This window comes from Actinomadura xylanilytica (assembly GCF_030283145.1).
Taxonomy (GTDB): Bacteria; Actinomycetota; Actinomycetes; order Streptosporangiales; family Streptosporangiaceae; genus Spirillospora; species Spirillospora xylanilytica.
In genome coordinates this window covers 1,139,150-1,153,264 of the sequence record NZ_JASNWE010000002.1, presented here as the reverse complement: position 1 = coordinate 1,153,264, position 14,115 = coordinate 1,139,150, and the positions used below count along the sequence as shown (strand labels likewise).

Genomic DNA, 14,115 nt, shown 5'->3' with positions numbered 1-14,115 from the left:
CCTACCGACAGTGAAACCGCGTCACGCATCGCACCGGCAGGGGCACAATGGGGAGCACCCGAAAGCCACAGGGAGCAATCCGGAGCACACGACCCTCCGGGCCAAGAGGTAGCGATGACCACAGAGGCCGAGGATCTCCGCGCGAGCGCGACGCAACGCCGTACACATGGCGCACGACTCCGCTCCGAACGCAAGCGACGCGGTTGGTTAAAGCCCGAAATGGCCCGACATCTTCACGACGCCATGATCGATCGACAGCGTCCAGAGATTGACACACTGATCTCCTACGTCAAGCGCTGGGAAGCGGACAAGGTCGGCATCAGCGAGCGATACCGCTTGGTCTATGCCACCGCGTTCGGTATCCCCGCGGACGAATTGTTCGGGACGGCCGCACTCGACGCGCAGAGCGTCCCGCCGCCTACTCTGGAGAAAGATCCGCGACCCTCCGGTCAGGAGGAAGGCCCCGTGCGACGCAGAGACCTACTTCACGACGGTGCTGCTCTGGCTGCCGGCGCGACCGTGGCCCCGATCCTCACAACGTTGACGCGGGCATGGCAGGAGAGCCAACCGCGGCTACCGGGTGCGAGCGTGTCGCAGGCCATGATCGACGACTGGACGGCCGGCTATGCCGTCCACATGCGCAGCTATGTCATCGACGCCCCGCAGATCGTCCTGGCCGGACTGACCCGCGACTGGGCGGAAATGGCCCCCCACCTGTCCAAGGGCCAACCACAGGATGTGGAACGCGACCTCGCCCATGCCGCCGCCAAGCACGCCTACCTCATCGCGGGCACCGCGGTTCAACTCGGCGATCAGCGTCTGGCCGGCCGTTGGTGGCTTACTGCGCGTGATCTGGCCGACAGGTCCGGAGACGGTCTCCTCTCCGCCTACACCCGTAGCTGGGAAGTGACCAACCGCATCGCGGAGCCCCGCGAGAACCTCACCGAGTTGTTGACACTCGCCCGCGACGCACGTCGGCGCGCGGGGCGGCGGCCGAGTACCACGCTCATGTACGCGACCACCGTGGAGGCGGAGGTATTGGCGTTCATGGGCCGCCATGACGCGGCAGTGGGCACCATCCGTCGCGCCGAAGAGACCTTCGACCGCCTTCCGTCCAGTGAACCCAGCCGCGAGGAACTACTCCGTTTCGATCAAAGCTGCGTGTACTCCCTCGCTGGACGTCATCGCGATGCCGACGAAGCGCAACGGGCCGCCCACAGCTTTTATGGTCCGGACACCCACCTCTACTCGTCAGCCCAACTGAGCCTCTACGGCGCCGCCCTCCACGCACGCTCAGATCCGGACGAGGCCAGTAGGCGGGCATTGGACATCATCGGCACCGTCCCACCGGACCGGCGGATCAAGCGCGTGGTGCTCACCGCCCGCCACGTCCTCAACGCCGTCCCCGAGCAGGCTCGCAAGCTCCCAGCCGCCCGGGAATTGCAGGCGCTGACCACTGGCGTCTGATCCCGGCATCGTCGCGAACACGCCCGTCATCACCCCCTGCATATCGGAGGACGACTTGTTCGGCGAGAACCCGCCCGCACACCCGGCCGGCGCGAACGGCGTGCTTTCGCCGGACGATGCGGACAGACTCAACTTCACCCTCAAACGGCCCGCACGGCTCGATAGCGCCGTGTTGGAAACGCTGGCGTCCGTCCTGGCCGGGCAACGGCGTTTGGCGGACATGATCGGATCCGAAGCCCTCTCTTGGCGCCGGTCAAAGCCCAGCTCGCGCAGACATTCGGACCCTGGTGCTCGGCATCGGCGCTGACGAGATCGGCGTGATCGGTCACCGGATCGGCTCAGATCAGCTCACCCGAATGTCCAAAGCCCTCCACTCATAGGTACGTGCCATAAAACATACGACGTTCACTCTGTTCGTCGGGACGGTGCGAGACTGACGGAGCAGGGACTCGCGGAAGCGTGTCGCGTGGACGTTAAGACAGTGGCCCGATGGGTGGCCGATGAAGGTCGTGTACCGCACCCTCGGCACCGCTGGGCCGCGTCGGATGTCTTGGGAGTTGATGAGGCCGTGTTGTGGCCCGATGCCATCCGGAAGAACGTCAAGACCGGGCCGGACCGTGAGGTCATAGCGGTGTACCCGTACCGGTCGGCGTGTCCCAAGTCCGTGTGGCGCCGCCTCATCAGCGGGGCCCACAAGGAGCTGACCTTCGCCGGCTATACGAACTACTTCCTGTGGCTGGAGATCCCGAACCTGCGCGCCGCGCTCCGGCGCAAGGCGGAACGCGGGTGCAGCGTGCGGTTCCTCGTCGGCGATCCCGAGAGCGAGGTCACGCGGCACCGCGAGGAGCTGGAGTCGGTTCCGCTGACCGTGAGCACGCGCATCCGGATCACCTTGGACGAGCTGTCCAAGATCGCCGCGACCTCCGGGATCGACGCCCGCTACGGAGACGACCACGTCGCGATGAGCGTCTTCGTCTTCGACGACGAGATGCTGGTGACCCCGCACCTGGCCAACCTCGTCGGTCATGACTCCCCGATGCTGCACCTGCGGCGCTGCCAGGAGGACGGTCTCTTCGACCGGTTCGCCTTCCACGTCGCCGAGCTATGGAACGGCGGCAGGCCGATCCCGGGCCTCGGCACCGTTTGACGGCGTGAACGAGACCGTGCATGACCACGGCGAATAACGCACCCGGCAGTGCTGAAGGTGGCGGCCTCCGGTGGTGATCAGCGGTCCGTGGTTCTCGATGCCGTGTGGAGGCGGCTCGCCATGGCGGCTATCCGCTCGACCAGCTCCGGCGGGTCGTGCACCTCGAACCCGATGTCCATCAGGGCGACCCACACGACGATCTCGTCGAGGTTGTTCGCGCCGCACAGGAGGACGCAGGTCTCCGCGTCGACGGGTTCCACCGCCCCCACCGTCGGCGGCATGTGCCCGGTCACGACCTCCGCCGGGGCGTGCATGGTCAAGCGCGCCTGGTAGCGGTACGGGGCACTGGAGATCGCCCGGGACGTGTAGGCGGCGAGGTCCTCGGCGGGCGGGTCCCGGGGGACGAAGCGCGGCCCGTTCGGCCTCCGCAGGCTCAGCCGGTCGACCCGGTACGTCCGCCAGTCCTCCCTGTCGACGTCCCAGCCCACGAGATACCACCGGCGCCCCGAATGCACGAGCCGGTGGGGCTCGGCCGAACGACTACTCTGCTCACCCCCGTGCGACCGGTAGTCGAACCGCAGTCCCTCATGGTCTCGGCAGGCCGCGGCGATGGCGGTCAGCACGTCGGGATCCACCGGCGTCCCGGCCCCCGTCATGGGCACGGTCATCGACTGGAGCGCGTGCACGCGATGCCGCAGCCGTGCGGGCAGCACCCGTTCGAGCTTCGCGAGCGCCCGTACGGACGTCTCCTCGATCCCGGCGACCGTGCCCCCGGCGGCCGTCCTCAGCCCCACCGCGACCGCGACCGCCTCGTCGTCGTCGAGCAGCAGCGGGGGCAGGTCGGACCCGGCGCCCAGCCGGTAGCCGGGTGAGCCCGCCGTGGCGTGCACGGGATAGCCCAGCTCCCGCAGCCGGTCCACGTCCCGCCGGACGGTCCGCATCGTGACGCCGAGCCGTTCCGCCAGCTCAGCGCCGGACCAGTCCCGGTGGGCCTGGAGGAGGGACAGCATTCTGAGGAGTCGAGCCGAGGTCTCCAACATGCGTTCCATCTTGCCCGCCACCTAGGACCTAACTCGTCCTAACCGGCACATAGTGTTGTGGACATGACGAAGATCAAGCCGTTCCGCATCGACATCCCGCAGGCCGACCTGGACGACCTCCGCGACCGTCTGGCCGGCACCCGCTGGCCGGACGAGCTACCCGGCACCGGCTGGTCGTACGGCGTCCCGTCCTCGTACGCGAGGGAGCTGGCCGAGTACTGGCGGACGGCGTACGACTGGCGGGCGCAGGAGGCGGCGCTCAACGAGTACCCGCAGTTCACCACCGAGATCGACGGCCAGAACATCCACTTCCTGCACGTCCGCTCCCCCGAGCCGGACGCGCTCCCGCTGATCCTCACGCACGGCTGGCCCGGTTCGATCGCCGAGTTCATGAAGGTCATCGGCCCGCTCACCGACCCCCGCGCCCACGGCGGCGACCCGGCCGACGCCTTCCATGTGGTGGCGCCGTCCCTGCCCGGCTTCGGGTTCTCCGGCCCCACCCGCGAGACCGGCTGGAACCTGCGCCGGGTGGCCCGCGCGTGGGCCGAGCTGATGAGCCGCCTCGGCTACGACCGGTACGGCGCCCAGGGAGGCGACACCGGTTCGGTGGTCTCTCCCGAGCTCGGCCGCGTCGCCCCGGACAACGTCATCGGCGTCCACGTCAACGGCGCTCTGGGCTTCCCGACCTTCCAGCCCGACGAGATGGCGGGGCTCACCGAGGCCGAGCTGGCCCGGCTGGCCGTCTACTCGGACCAGGACCGCGCGGGCTACGCCATGATCCAGTCCACCCGCCCGCAGACGCTCGCCTTCGGCCTGCACGACTCCCCCGCCGGTCAGCTCGCCTGGATCGTGGAGAAGTTCAAGGAGTGGACCGACCCCGCCCACGACCTTCCCGAAGAGGCCGTGGACCGCGACCAGATGCTCACCGATATCGCCATCTACTGGTTCACCGGCACCGCGGGGTCGTCCGCCCGCCTCTACAAGGAGGGCGCGAGCGACTGGGGCCAGGCCGTCGAGAAGTCCGATGTCCCGACCGGGGTGGCGGTCTTCCCGGGCGACCCCGGCGTCCGCCGCATCGCCGAACGCGAGCACAACGTGGTCCACTGGTCGGAGTTCGACCGGGGCGGCCACTTCGCCGCGATGGAGGCACCGGACGTGCTGGTCGCCGATGTCCGCGCGTTCTTCCGGCTGGTCCGCACCGCCGGACCGGGTGGCGCCCGGGTGTAGGCGGGTCGGCTACTCGGACAGTGTGCCGATGAAGGCGGCCAGGTTGGCCCGGGTGCGGACGATCTTCTCGTCCACCGTGAGGGTCTCCTCGAGGTCGCCGCCGACGGCGGTCTGCTTCTTGCCCCGGGTGTAGAGGGAGCAGGCCAGCTCGGTGCACAGGTACCGTCCGACCGTGTTGCCCTGGCGGCCGGCCTCGCCGGTGCGGCGCGCGGTCATCAGCGCGACGCCGCCGCCGGAGTGGGTGGTCAGGCACAGCGAGCACATGCTGCGCGCGGTGAAGCCTCGGGAGGTCCCGGGGGCCGCGCGGAGGACGACCCCGACGAGGCCGCCGTCGTCGCGCTCGGCGACCAGGTAGCCGCGTTCGGGCGCGCCGGGATCTCGCCATCCGAGGAAGTCGAGGTCGTCCCACGGCCGCTCTTCGAGGTCCCTGGGGACGTTGACGCGCTTGGCCTCGCCCTTGGAGCAGTTGACGAACGACCTGCGGATGTCGCTCTCGGAGAGGGGTCTCATGTTCGACGAGGCTAGCTTTCCTAATACCATTAGGCAAATGCTTTATTCGTCTAACCGAGGGAGGTCCGATGGCACGCGCGGGCATCACCGGCGAACGCCTCGCCCAGACGGCGGCGGAGCTGGCCGACGAGATCGGCTTCGCCAAGGTGACCGTCTCGGCGGTCGCGCGCAGGCTCGGCGTCAAGGACCCGAGCCTGTACGCGCACATCGAGAACGCGCGAGAGCTGAAGGTCCGGGTGGCGCTGCTGGCCCTGGAGGAGATGGCCGACAGGGCCGCCGCCGCGCTGGCCGGACGCGCGGGCAGGGACGCGCTGGTGGCGTTCGCCAACGTCTACCGCGACTACGCCAAGGAGCACCCGGGCCGGTACGCCGCGTCCCGGTTCGAGCTCGACCTGGACACCGCGACCAAGAGCGCGGCGCCCCGGCACACGGAGATGATGCGGGCGATCCTGCGCGGCTACCACCTGCCGGAGCCCGACGAGACCGACGCGGTGCGCTTCCTGGGCGGCACCTTCCACGGGTACGTGAGCCTGGAGATGGCGGGCGGCTTCCGCCACACCCCGCGCGAGGCCGACGCCTCCTGGGCCTGGGCTCTGGACACCCTCGACTTCGCCCTCAGGAACCATCCGGGGAAAGCGGCGTGACCGGCCACGCCTCCTGAGGCCGCCGAGGTGAAGCGGGCGGCCCCATCGGGGAGGGGTCCAGGGGGCATCTGTCATCCGACCGGTCGGAGGGTCAGCCGAGACGTTCCAGGACGAACCTGGCGCGGTCCTCCACCGGCGACCGGGGCAGGGTCACCAGCTCGTAGCCGTAGTCGCCGTAGGCCGCCACCATCGCCTCGTAGGTGCGTTCGGCCTCGTCCGGCGACTGCTTGCGCTCGGTGTCGTGCTCGTAGATCTCCGGCCAGGGCGGCGCGATGAACACGCGGCGGTGGTAGCGGAACCGCCGCGCCGCCTCGTCCAGGTGGCCGGGCACGGGCAGGCCCTCGAGCCGCAGGTAGCCGACGGTGTCGGTGATGCCGCGATCGAAGAAGACGGTCCCGGCCGCGGATCGGGCCAGCCGGTGGGCGCGCAGATCCCAGCTCAGCATCAGCTCGGCGAACAGGCCCCGGTCGCGCCACGGCAGCGCCCGTCCGCCGATCGCCACCTGGTCCTGGATGATCTCGCGCCCGGACTCTGCCGCCCGCGCGAACCCGGCCCGTTCGAGCACGCCGACCAGCGTGCTCTTGCCCGATCCCGGTCCGCCGGTCACCACCACGAACCGTTCCGTCACCATGGATCCGCATCTCCGTCCTTCGTTTCCGGACACGACCGCAGGGAGGCCCGATGCCGGACCCCGTTGACGATCATGAATTGGCGTGTGCCGTGAAGGGGCTCCGCGCGACGCGGCGGTTCGCCCCCGAGCCGGTGGGACGCGCCGAGATCCGGCACGTGCTGGAGGCCGCCCGCTGGACCGGGTCGGCGCGCAACCGGCAACCCTGGCGGTTCGTGGTCGTCCACGACCGCGACCTGCTGGGCCGGCTGTCCCGCCTCGGCGGCTATGCCGGCCACCTGGCCGGGGCGCCCGTCGCGATCCTGCTCGCGGTGGACGCGACCCTCAGCCGGGACGACGCCGAGTTCGACGCGGGACGCTGCGCTCAGAACATCATGCTGGCCGCCGCCGCGCAAGGTCTCGGATCCTGCCCCGCCTCGTTCTTCCCGGCCGCCAACGCCGACCGGGTCGCCCCGCTCGTGGGCCTGGACGAGCCGTGGCGGATCCGGACCGCGATCTCCCTCGGCCACCCGGCCACCGCCCCGGCGCCCCTCCCCGGACGGTCCGCGCTCCCGTCCGGCCGCCTATCGCTGGACGAGCTGGTCACCGAGATCCCTTGACCGGCGCCGCGAACGGGGCGCCGGTCAAGGGATCTCGGTGCCGCGGACGGGCGTCAGGCCTGGTCGTCCTCGGGGGCGGCGCCGACCGTGACGCCGACGAGGTCGGGCAGTTCACTGAGCGCCGCGGTCAGGTCGGGCACCGAGCCGGTGCCCTCCAGCACCAGCGACACCACCGCGTTCCCGCGCGGCCCCTGGTCGTCCTCCTTCTCGCGGGCCCGGCGCTCGTCGCGGCCGAGATCGGAGTCGTCGGGCAGGTACTGCCGTTCGACCGCGACCTCCGAGACCACGAACCCGCGTCCGGTGCACTCCATCAGCGCGCGGCGCAGCGCGCCCTTGCCGTCGTGGTAGACCAGCCGGACCCGGGACTGGTCGGGGCGCCGGAACCGGTCGAGCGGCAGCCGCGCGGCGAGCCCGCTCAGCCCGTACACCACCAGGAAGTGGCCCGCGGTCACGGCCACCGCGAGCACCCACAGCCCGCCGGCGGCGGCCATGCCGACGGCAGCGGTGAGCCAGACGACCGCGGCGGTGGTGAGGCCGCGCACGGCGTCCCGCCGCACGAAGATCAGTCCGCCGCCGATGAAGCCGATGCCGGTCACGATCTGCGCGGCCACCCGGGACGGGTCGAAGGCGACGTTGTCACCCGGCACATGCGCGAAGCCGTACTTGCTGACCAGCATGAACAGTGCGGCGCCGACCCCGACGAGGGTGTGCGTGCGCAACCCGGCGCTCTTGTTGCGGAGCCCGCGCTCCAGGCCGATGCAGGCCGACAGGACCAGGGCCAGCAGGAGTTCCCCGATCTGTACCAGCCCTTGGCCGGGAGACAGCTCGATCATCCCTTTTCTTTACCCACATCGGCCCCACTGACCCGTCGCCGCCGGCGTGCCGGTGGCGCCGGTCAGGCCGTCCCCGCCGCCAGAGCCGCGACGATCTCGGCGGCGGGGGCGTCGGCGGCCGAGCGGAACGCCTCGCCCGCCCACAGGTTCACCGCGTCGGGATCGCCCTGCGCGGCAGCGGCCTTGCGGAGCGGCGAGGTCACGTAGTGGACGTCCGGATAGGCGGCGGGCGCATGCGGCGAGTGCTCGACGAGGAACCGGTTGACCAGTCCCCGCGCCGGACGTCCGCTGAACGCCCGCGTCATCGCCGTCTCGGTGAAGCGGGGATCGGCCAGCGCCGCCTTGTGCACGGCGCTCGCGCCGCTCTCCGGACACCGCAGGAACGCGGTGCCGCACTGGGCCGCGACCGCGCCGAGCGCCAGCACGTCCGCGACCTGCGCGGCCGTGCCGAGCCCACCGGCGGCGATCAGCGGCAGGCCGCCCACGACCTCCCGGACGGCGGCCAGGAGCGCGCGCAGCGGCAGCGCGCCCTCGCCCGTATTGGTGAACGACCCGCGATGCGCGCCGGCCTCCATGCCCTGCACGCAGAGCGCGTCGGCGCCGGCGCCGGCCGCCTCGCGCGCCTCGTCCGCCGTGGTCACCGTGACGATCACGACCGCGCCCGCGCGCCGGAACGCCCGGACCAGCCCGGCCCCCGGGCACCCGAACGTGACGCTGACGAACGCCGGCGGGTCGGCGAGCAGATCCGCGGCCTTGGCGTCCCAGCCGTCGTCGCGGGCCTGCGGCGTGCCCGGTTCGACGCCGAGCCGGCCGCCCTCGGCCCCGAGCCGCGCCCGGTAGGCGGCCACCGCGGCGTCGTCGACGGCGTCGGAGGACGGCATGAACAGGTTCACGCCGAACGGCCTGGACGTCAGCTCACGCGTCCGTTCGATGTCCGCGCGCATCCGCCCGGCCGTCCGGTAGCCGGCGGCGAGGAATCCGAGCCCGCCGGCCTCCGAGACCGCCGCGGCCAGCTCCGGCGTGGACGCCCCGCCCGCCATCGGCGCCTGGACGACGGGGATCGCGGGCGCCCACTCCGGCGCGGGCCCGGCGTTCACCCCTCCGCCGCCCGGGTGAGGTGGAAGTAGAGGACGTCCGGCGCGTCCTTGGCGTCCATCGCGCCGAGCACCACGTCGCCGGAGACCCGGCGGAAGTGGTCGATGATCGGCTGGGTGTCGTACACCATGGCCGCCGACACCACGCCGCGGTGCGCCATCTCGCGGAGCCGGGCCAGGCCCATGCCGGTGAACGAGGTGAGCGCGCCGTCCTCGCCCCGGCACAGCAGCGGCTCGACGTGCTCGGCGTCGTGGAACCGCTTGCCGTACCAGCGCATCCGGACCAGCATGGCGGCCATCGCGTCGGCCTGGTCGAACACGCCGCCCGCCCAGGTGCCGAGCATGAACTCCGCCGGGACCGGCTCCAGCTCCCCGAAGAGCTTGTCCAGCTCGCCGGGGCCCGCGGGCGCCGCGCCCCGGACGAGTTCGAGCACCCGCGCCGCTCCGGCCGGGGACGCGCCGGTCACCACGGCAGCGCCTTGGGCAGCAGGACGGGCTTGACCACCGCCCCGGACGCCGCGTCCGCCTCGGCCTGGTTGATCTCGCTGAGCGGGTAGGTCTTGATCAGCCGGTCGAACGGGAACCGGTCCTGCCGCCACAGCTCGATCAGCCTGGGGATGAACAGCTGGGGGACCGCGTCGCCCTCGATGATGCCCTTGACCGTGCGGCCCATCAGCAGCAGCGTCGGGTCGAGCCGGTACTCCTCGCCGCCGACGCCGACCAGCCCGCAGACGCCGGTGGTGCGCAGGCAGGCGAGCGCCGTCGAGACCACCTCCGGCTCGGCGGTCGTGTCGAGCGAGAACTGGACGCCCTCGCCGCCGATGGCCCGGATCTGCCCGGCCAGGTCCTCGTCCCCGCCGTTCAGCGTGTGCGTGGCGCCGAGCTCGCGGGCCAGCTCCAGCCGCGAGTCGTGCAGGTCCACCGCGATGATCGTGGTGGCGCCGGCGACCTGGGCGGCCAGCACCGCGGCCAGCCCGACCGCGCCGGTCCCGAAGATCGCGATGCTGTCCCCGGCGCTGACGCCGAGCGAGATCAGCACCGAGCCCGCGCCGGTCTGCATGCTGCACCCGAGCGGCCCGAGCAGCTCGAGCGGGAGGTCCTGGTCGACCGGCACCACGTTGCGGACGGTGGCGAGCGCGTGCGTCGCGAACGACGACTGCCCGAACCAGCGGTTGTGCACCACCTCGTCCTCGGCCGTGGTGACCCGCGGCCGGCCGTCCAGGGGCACCGAGACCATGTTGAGCGAGGCCATCTGCACGCAGTTCCCGGGCCGCGCCGCGTGACACTCGCCGCACTCGCCGCACGAGTCGATGGACAGGACCACGTGCGCGCCGACCCCGAACCCGGTGACACCGGGCCCGACCGCCTCCACCACGCCGGCGCCCTCGTGCCCGAGGATCACCGGTTTGGCCACCGGGTCGCCGGGCGACCGGCCGAGCAGGTCGGTGTGGCACATGCCGACCCCGGCGATCCGGACGACCACCTCGCCGGGTCCGGGATCGGCCAGCTCCAGCCGCTCGATGGTGTAGGGGGCGTCGGCGGCGCGCAGTACGGCGGCCTCGATCCGCATGAAACAGGTCCCTTCGGGTGAAACGGGCGGCTAGGAGGTCAAGGTGTATCGCACGGGCAGCCGCTTGAGCCCGCCGACGAACGTGGTGGCGATGCTCTCCGGCGTCCCGGCGAGCTCGATCGATTCCAGCCGCGGCAGCAGCTCCTCGAAGAACGCGCGGACCTCGATCCGGGCGAGCGCGGCACCGAGGCAGTAGTGCACGCCGAACCCGAACGCCAGGTGCCTGTTCGGATCGCGGCCCACGTCGAAGCGGAACGGGTCGTCGAAGACCGCCTCGTCGCGGTTGGCCGACGGGTAGGACAGCAGCACCGAGTCGCCCGCGCGGATCCGGGTGCCGTTCAGGTCGTGGTCCTCGGCCGCGGTGCGCATGAACTCCTTGACCGGAGTCACCCAGCGGATCATCTCGTCCACCGCGAGCGGCATCAGCGCGGGATCGCCGCGCAGCCGGTCGAGCTGGTCCGGGTGCTCCATCAGCGCATGGAGCCCGCCCGCGATGGTGGAGCTGGTGGTGTCGTGCCCCGCGGTCGCGATGATCACATAGTACGAGGCCGTGTCGAAGTCGTTCAACGGGGTCCCGTCGATCTTCGCATTGGCGATCGCCGACGCCAGGTCGTCGGTCGGCTGCGCCCGGCGGGCCTCGGTGAGCTTCTGGAAGTAGCTGAAGAAGTCGAGCAGGACGGCGAGCTTCTCCTCGTTGGTCGCGCCGCGCTGAAGCTCGGAGTCGTCGCCGCCGAACAGCTCCTGGGTGAGCTTGAGCATCCGGTCGAAGTCGCTCTCGGGCAGCCCGAGCAGCGAGAGGATCACATACAGCGGGAAGTGCACCGCGACCTGCTGCGCGAAGTCGCACTCGCCGCCGTGCTCGACCATCCGGTCGACATACCGGCGGGCCAGCTCGCGGATCCGCGGCTCCAGGGCGCGCATCGCCTTCGGCCGGAACCAGTCGGCGCCGACTGCGCGGATCACCCGGTGGTCGGGGTCGTCCATGTGGATCAGGGTGCGCAGCGCGATGCCCTGCTCCTGCCGATCCCGGTTGAACGCGTCGAACTCGGCGGTGCCGAGCATCGGGCGCGGCACGTTGCGGAACTTGGCGTGGTCGCGCTCGATCTCCATCACGTCGGCGTGCCGGGTGATCCCCCAGAACGGGTTGTAGCCGTCCCGCTCGACCCAGTGCACCGGCGACTCGCGGCGCAGCAGAGCGAGCGACTCGTGCAGCCTCCGGTCGTCGGCGTACGCGCGCGGATCGGCGAGCGCACGGCCCGCCTCGTCCACCGTGAGGGTCATTCAAGCTCCTTCGCTCCCGGCCGCCCGCTAGGGAACCTAGGACTCCGAATTCCATTCGGTCAACCGGCGTTCCCCTCGGCCCTGACGGACGCGCGGCGTGCCGCCCTTCCAGGGGAGCGGAAAGAACGGCACGCCGCAAGAGGCCGGAGAGGCCCGGAACAGCCAGGATGGGCCCGGAAGCAGCCGGAAGAGCCTGGAAGATTCCCGATGGTGCGCCATCGAAACGGCCGGAAACAATCAGAATCCCGGCGCGGATCAGCGGAAGGCAGAAGCGGGGTCGACGGAACCGGGGCGGATCAGCGGGGGTCGAGGAGGGCGCCGTCGGCGAGGTCCTTGAAGCGGTCCAGGTCCTCGGCGGGGGCGTCGAGGCCGCGGAGCGGGCCGGGGTCGGCGAGGTGGCTGCGGGCGTAGAGGCGGGCGACCAGGGCCTTGCGGTCCCCGCCGGTCTCGGCGCGCTCCCACCCGGCCTGCTCCAGCAGCAGCGCCGCGGCGTACACGTCCGCCATGTACTGCGCGAGCGGGTACAGCCGCGCCTCGGCGACCGCGCCGTCCAGGTCCCGCCAGCGGGTGACGGCCTGGCGCAGGTGCCCGATGCGCTCGGTCACCAGGCCGGCGGTGGCGTCGTCGCCGGACGGGGCCTGCGCGACCGCCTCCGACAGCCGGTCCAGGAACGGCTCGTGCGCCGACTCCCGCACCATCGCGCGGCGGACGTCCAGGCAGAGCACGTTGTCGCCGCCCTCCCAGATCGGGTTCACCTGCGCGTCCCGCAGGAGGCGGGCGACCGGCCACTGCTCGATGTAGCCGTTGCCGCCGTGGATCTCGATCGCGTCGCTGGCGGCGGTCACGCCGAGCCGGGCGGTGCGGAGCTTGATCAGCGTGGCGCCGAGGCGCAGCCGCGGGCGGCCCAGATAGCCGTCGAAGACCAGGGCCTGCGCCGCCTCGGTCTCCACGATCAGCTCGGCGAGCTTGCGCCGCATCAGCGGCTGCTCGGCCAGCGGCGCGCCGAACGCCTCACGGGCGCGGGCGTAGCAGAGCGACTCGACCAGCGCGCGGCGCGCGATGCCGACGCCCATCATCGAGATGCCGAGCCGGGCGCCGTTGGTCAGCTCCATCATCCGGGCCAGGCCCTTGCCGTCGCCCGCCTGCCCCTCCACCGGCGCGCTGGACGCGGGGGCCAGCAGGAACGCCTCGGCGCCGGTGAACTCGATCTCGCCGGACGCGACCGAGCGGGTGCCGAGCTTGTCCTTCAGCCGGCGGATCCGGACGCCGTTGCGCCCGCCGTCGCGGCGCTCGGTCAGCACCAGGAACGGCGCGATGCCGCGCACGCCGTCGACCGCGCCCTCGGGCTTGGCCAGCACGACGAACGCCGAGCCGCCCGCGTTGGAGGCGAACCACTTGAGCCCGTCCAGCCGCCAGGCGTCGCCGCCGTCCGGGGTGGCGGTGGCCTCCAGCGCGCCGAGGTCGGACCCGCCGGACCGCTCGGTGAGCATCTGCGCGGCCTCGCCGGAGAACTCCCCGGCGGCGAAGATCTCCCGGACCCGGTCCCGGACGTCGGCGGGGGCGAACGCCTCGGCGAGCCCGACCACCATGTCGCCGCCGGTGCCGAGCGCGCACGCCATCCCGATGTCGGCCTGGTCGAGCAGGTAGCTCCAGGCGACCTCCAGCGGCGCCGCGTCCACCCCGGCCGCCTTCGCCTCGGCGCGGAACTCGGGACGGGTAAAGGAGGTGGCCACCAGGTCGCGGCGGGCGTCCTCGAAGGACGGCGACTGGACGACCCGGCTGACGTCGCGTCCCCACCGGTCGTACTTCTCCAGCCGCGGCGGGTTGCGGTCGCTCTGCTCGGCGCGTTCGGCGATCGGCCCGCCCATCAGCGCGCCCAGTTCGCGGAGCCGGGGCTCGGCCCAGTCGAGCCCGGCCGCGCCGAGGTGCCGGCGCATCAGGAACCGCAGGCCGGGATCGCTGTCGTACCAGTTCAGGCCGGCGGCCCCTTGGTAGCGCTCGGTCGCGTAGCGGCGCGCCTTCTCGGGACCGCCGAACGGCAGCCGGTCGGCCGGCTCGATGAGATAGTTGCCCAT

14 protein-coding genes are annotated in these 14,115 nt (G+C 71.8%); 5 read left to right on the top strand and 9 right to left on the bottom strand.

Annotated elements, in window-relative coordinates; genetic code table 11:
• Positions 1-114 precede the first annotated feature (114 nt).
• Positions 115-1,467, top strand: a complete 1,353-nt coding sequence (locus tag QP090_RS16525) for a helix-turn-helix domain-containing protein (RefSeq protein WP_285939800.1) — start codon at positions 115-117, stop codon at positions 1,465-1,467.
• Between the two features lie 568 nt (positions 1,468-2,035).
• Positions 2,036-2,614: a phospholipase D-like domain-containing protein gene (locus QP090_RS16520; RefSeq protein WP_285939798.1), complete on the top strand. Its 579-nt coding sequence runs from the start codon at positions 2,036-2,038 to the stop codon at positions 2,612-2,614.
• A gap of 77 nt (positions 2,615-2,691) precedes the next feature.
• On the opposite strand, the gene QP090_RS16515 is transcribed toward QP090_RS16520, so the two are convergent.
• Positions 2,692-3,654: a helix-turn-helix transcriptional regulator gene (locus tag QP090_RS16515; protein WP_285939797.1), complete on the bottom strand. Its 963-nt coding sequence runs from the start codon at positions 3,652-3,654 to the stop codon at positions 2,692-2,694.
• 63 nt (positions 3,655-3,717) lie between these two features.
• On the opposite strand from QP090_RS16515, the gene QP090_RS16510 reads away from it, so the two are divergent.
• Positions 3,718-4,881: an epoxide hydrolase family protein gene (locus QP090_RS16510; protein ID WP_285939796.1), complete on the top strand. Its 1,164-nt coding sequence runs from the start codon at positions 3,718-3,720 to the stop codon at positions 4,879-4,881.
• A gap of 9 nt (positions 4,882-4,890) precedes the next feature.
• Here the strand turns inward: QP090_RS16510 and QP090_RS16505 are convergent, their stop codons facing one another.
• Positions 4,891-5,391 carry an FBP domain-containing protein gene (locus tag QP090_RS16505; protein ID WP_285939795.1) on the bottom strand — a complete coding sequence of 167 codons (501 nt, stop codon included), beginning with the start codon at positions 5,389-5,391 and terminating at the stop codon, positions 4,891-4,893.
• Positions 5,392-5,459: 68 nt separating this feature from the next.
• Between QP090_RS16505 and QP090_RS16500 the strand changes: the two genes are divergently transcribed.
• Positions 5,460-6,035 carry a TetR/AcrR family transcriptional regulator gene (locus QP090_RS16500; RefSeq protein WP_285939794.1) on the top strand — a complete coding sequence of 192 codons (576 nt, stop codon included), beginning with the start codon at positions 5,460-5,462 and terminating at the stop codon, positions 6,033-6,035.
• A 91-nt stretch (positions 6,036-6,126) separates the two neighbouring features.
• Here the strand turns inward: QP090_RS16500 and QP090_RS16495 are convergent, their stop codons facing one another.
• Positions 6,127-6,666 (bottom strand): AAA family ATPase, encoded by a 540-nt coding sequence (locus QP090_RS16495; protein ID WP_285939792.1) that lies wholly within the window; start codon positions 6,664-6,666, stop codon positions 6,127-6,129.
• Positions 6,667-6,716: 50 nt separating this feature from the next.
• On the opposite strand from QP090_RS16495, the gene QP090_RS16490 reads away from it, so the two are divergent.
• A complete protein-coding gene (locus QP090_RS16490; RefSeq protein ID WP_285939791.1) occupies positions 6,717-7,262 on the top strand; it encodes a nitroreductase family protein in 546 nt (181 codons plus the stop codon).
• Positions 7,263-7,315: 53 nt separating this feature from the next.
• Here QP090_RS16490 and QP090_RS16485 read toward each other — a convergent pair whose 3' ends face one another.
• From QP090_RS16485 to QP090_RS16460, 6 genes are all read right to left on the bottom strand, one after another.
• Positions 7,316-8,095 carry an MgtC/SapB family protein gene (locus tag QP090_RS16485; RefSeq protein ID WP_285939790.1) on the bottom strand — a complete coding sequence of 260 codons (780 nt, stop codon included), beginning with the start codon at positions 8,093-8,095 and terminating at the stop codon, positions 7,316-7,318.
• A gap of 62 nt (positions 8,096-8,157) precedes the next feature.
• Positions 8,158-9,192 (bottom strand): nitronate monooxygenase, encoded by a 1,035-nt coding sequence (locus QP090_RS16480; protein ID WP_285939789.1) that lies wholly within the window; start codon positions 9,190-9,192, stop codon positions 8,158-8,160.
• Positions 9,189-9,656: a DUF4334 domain-containing protein gene (locus QP090_RS16475; RefSeq protein ID WP_285939787.1), complete on the bottom strand. Its 468-nt coding sequence runs from the start codon at positions 9,654-9,656 to the stop codon at positions 9,189-9,191. The genes QP090_RS16480 and QP090_RS16475 overlap by 4 nt, the downstream gene beginning before the upstream one ends.
• Positions 9,653-10,759 (bottom strand): NAD(P)-dependent alcohol dehydrogenase, encoded by a 1,107-nt coding sequence (locus tag QP090_RS16470; RefSeq protein ID WP_285939786.1) that lies wholly within the window; start codon positions 10,757-10,759, stop codon positions 9,653-9,655. The genes QP090_RS16475 and QP090_RS16470 overlap by 4 nt, the downstream gene beginning before the upstream one ends.
• Before the next feature lie 30 nt (positions 10,760-10,789).
• On the bottom strand, positions 10,790-12,040 hold the full coding sequence (locus QP090_RS16465) for a cytochrome P450 (protein ID WP_285939784.1): 1,251 nt from the start codon (positions 12,038-12,040) through the stop codon (positions 10,790-10,792).
• Between the two features lie 296 nt (positions 12,041-12,336).
• Positions 12,337-14,115, bottom strand: a complete 1,779-nt coding sequence (locus QP090_RS16460; protein ID WP_285939783.1) for an acyl-CoA dehydrogenase family protein — start codon at positions 14,113-14,115, stop codon at positions 12,337-12,339.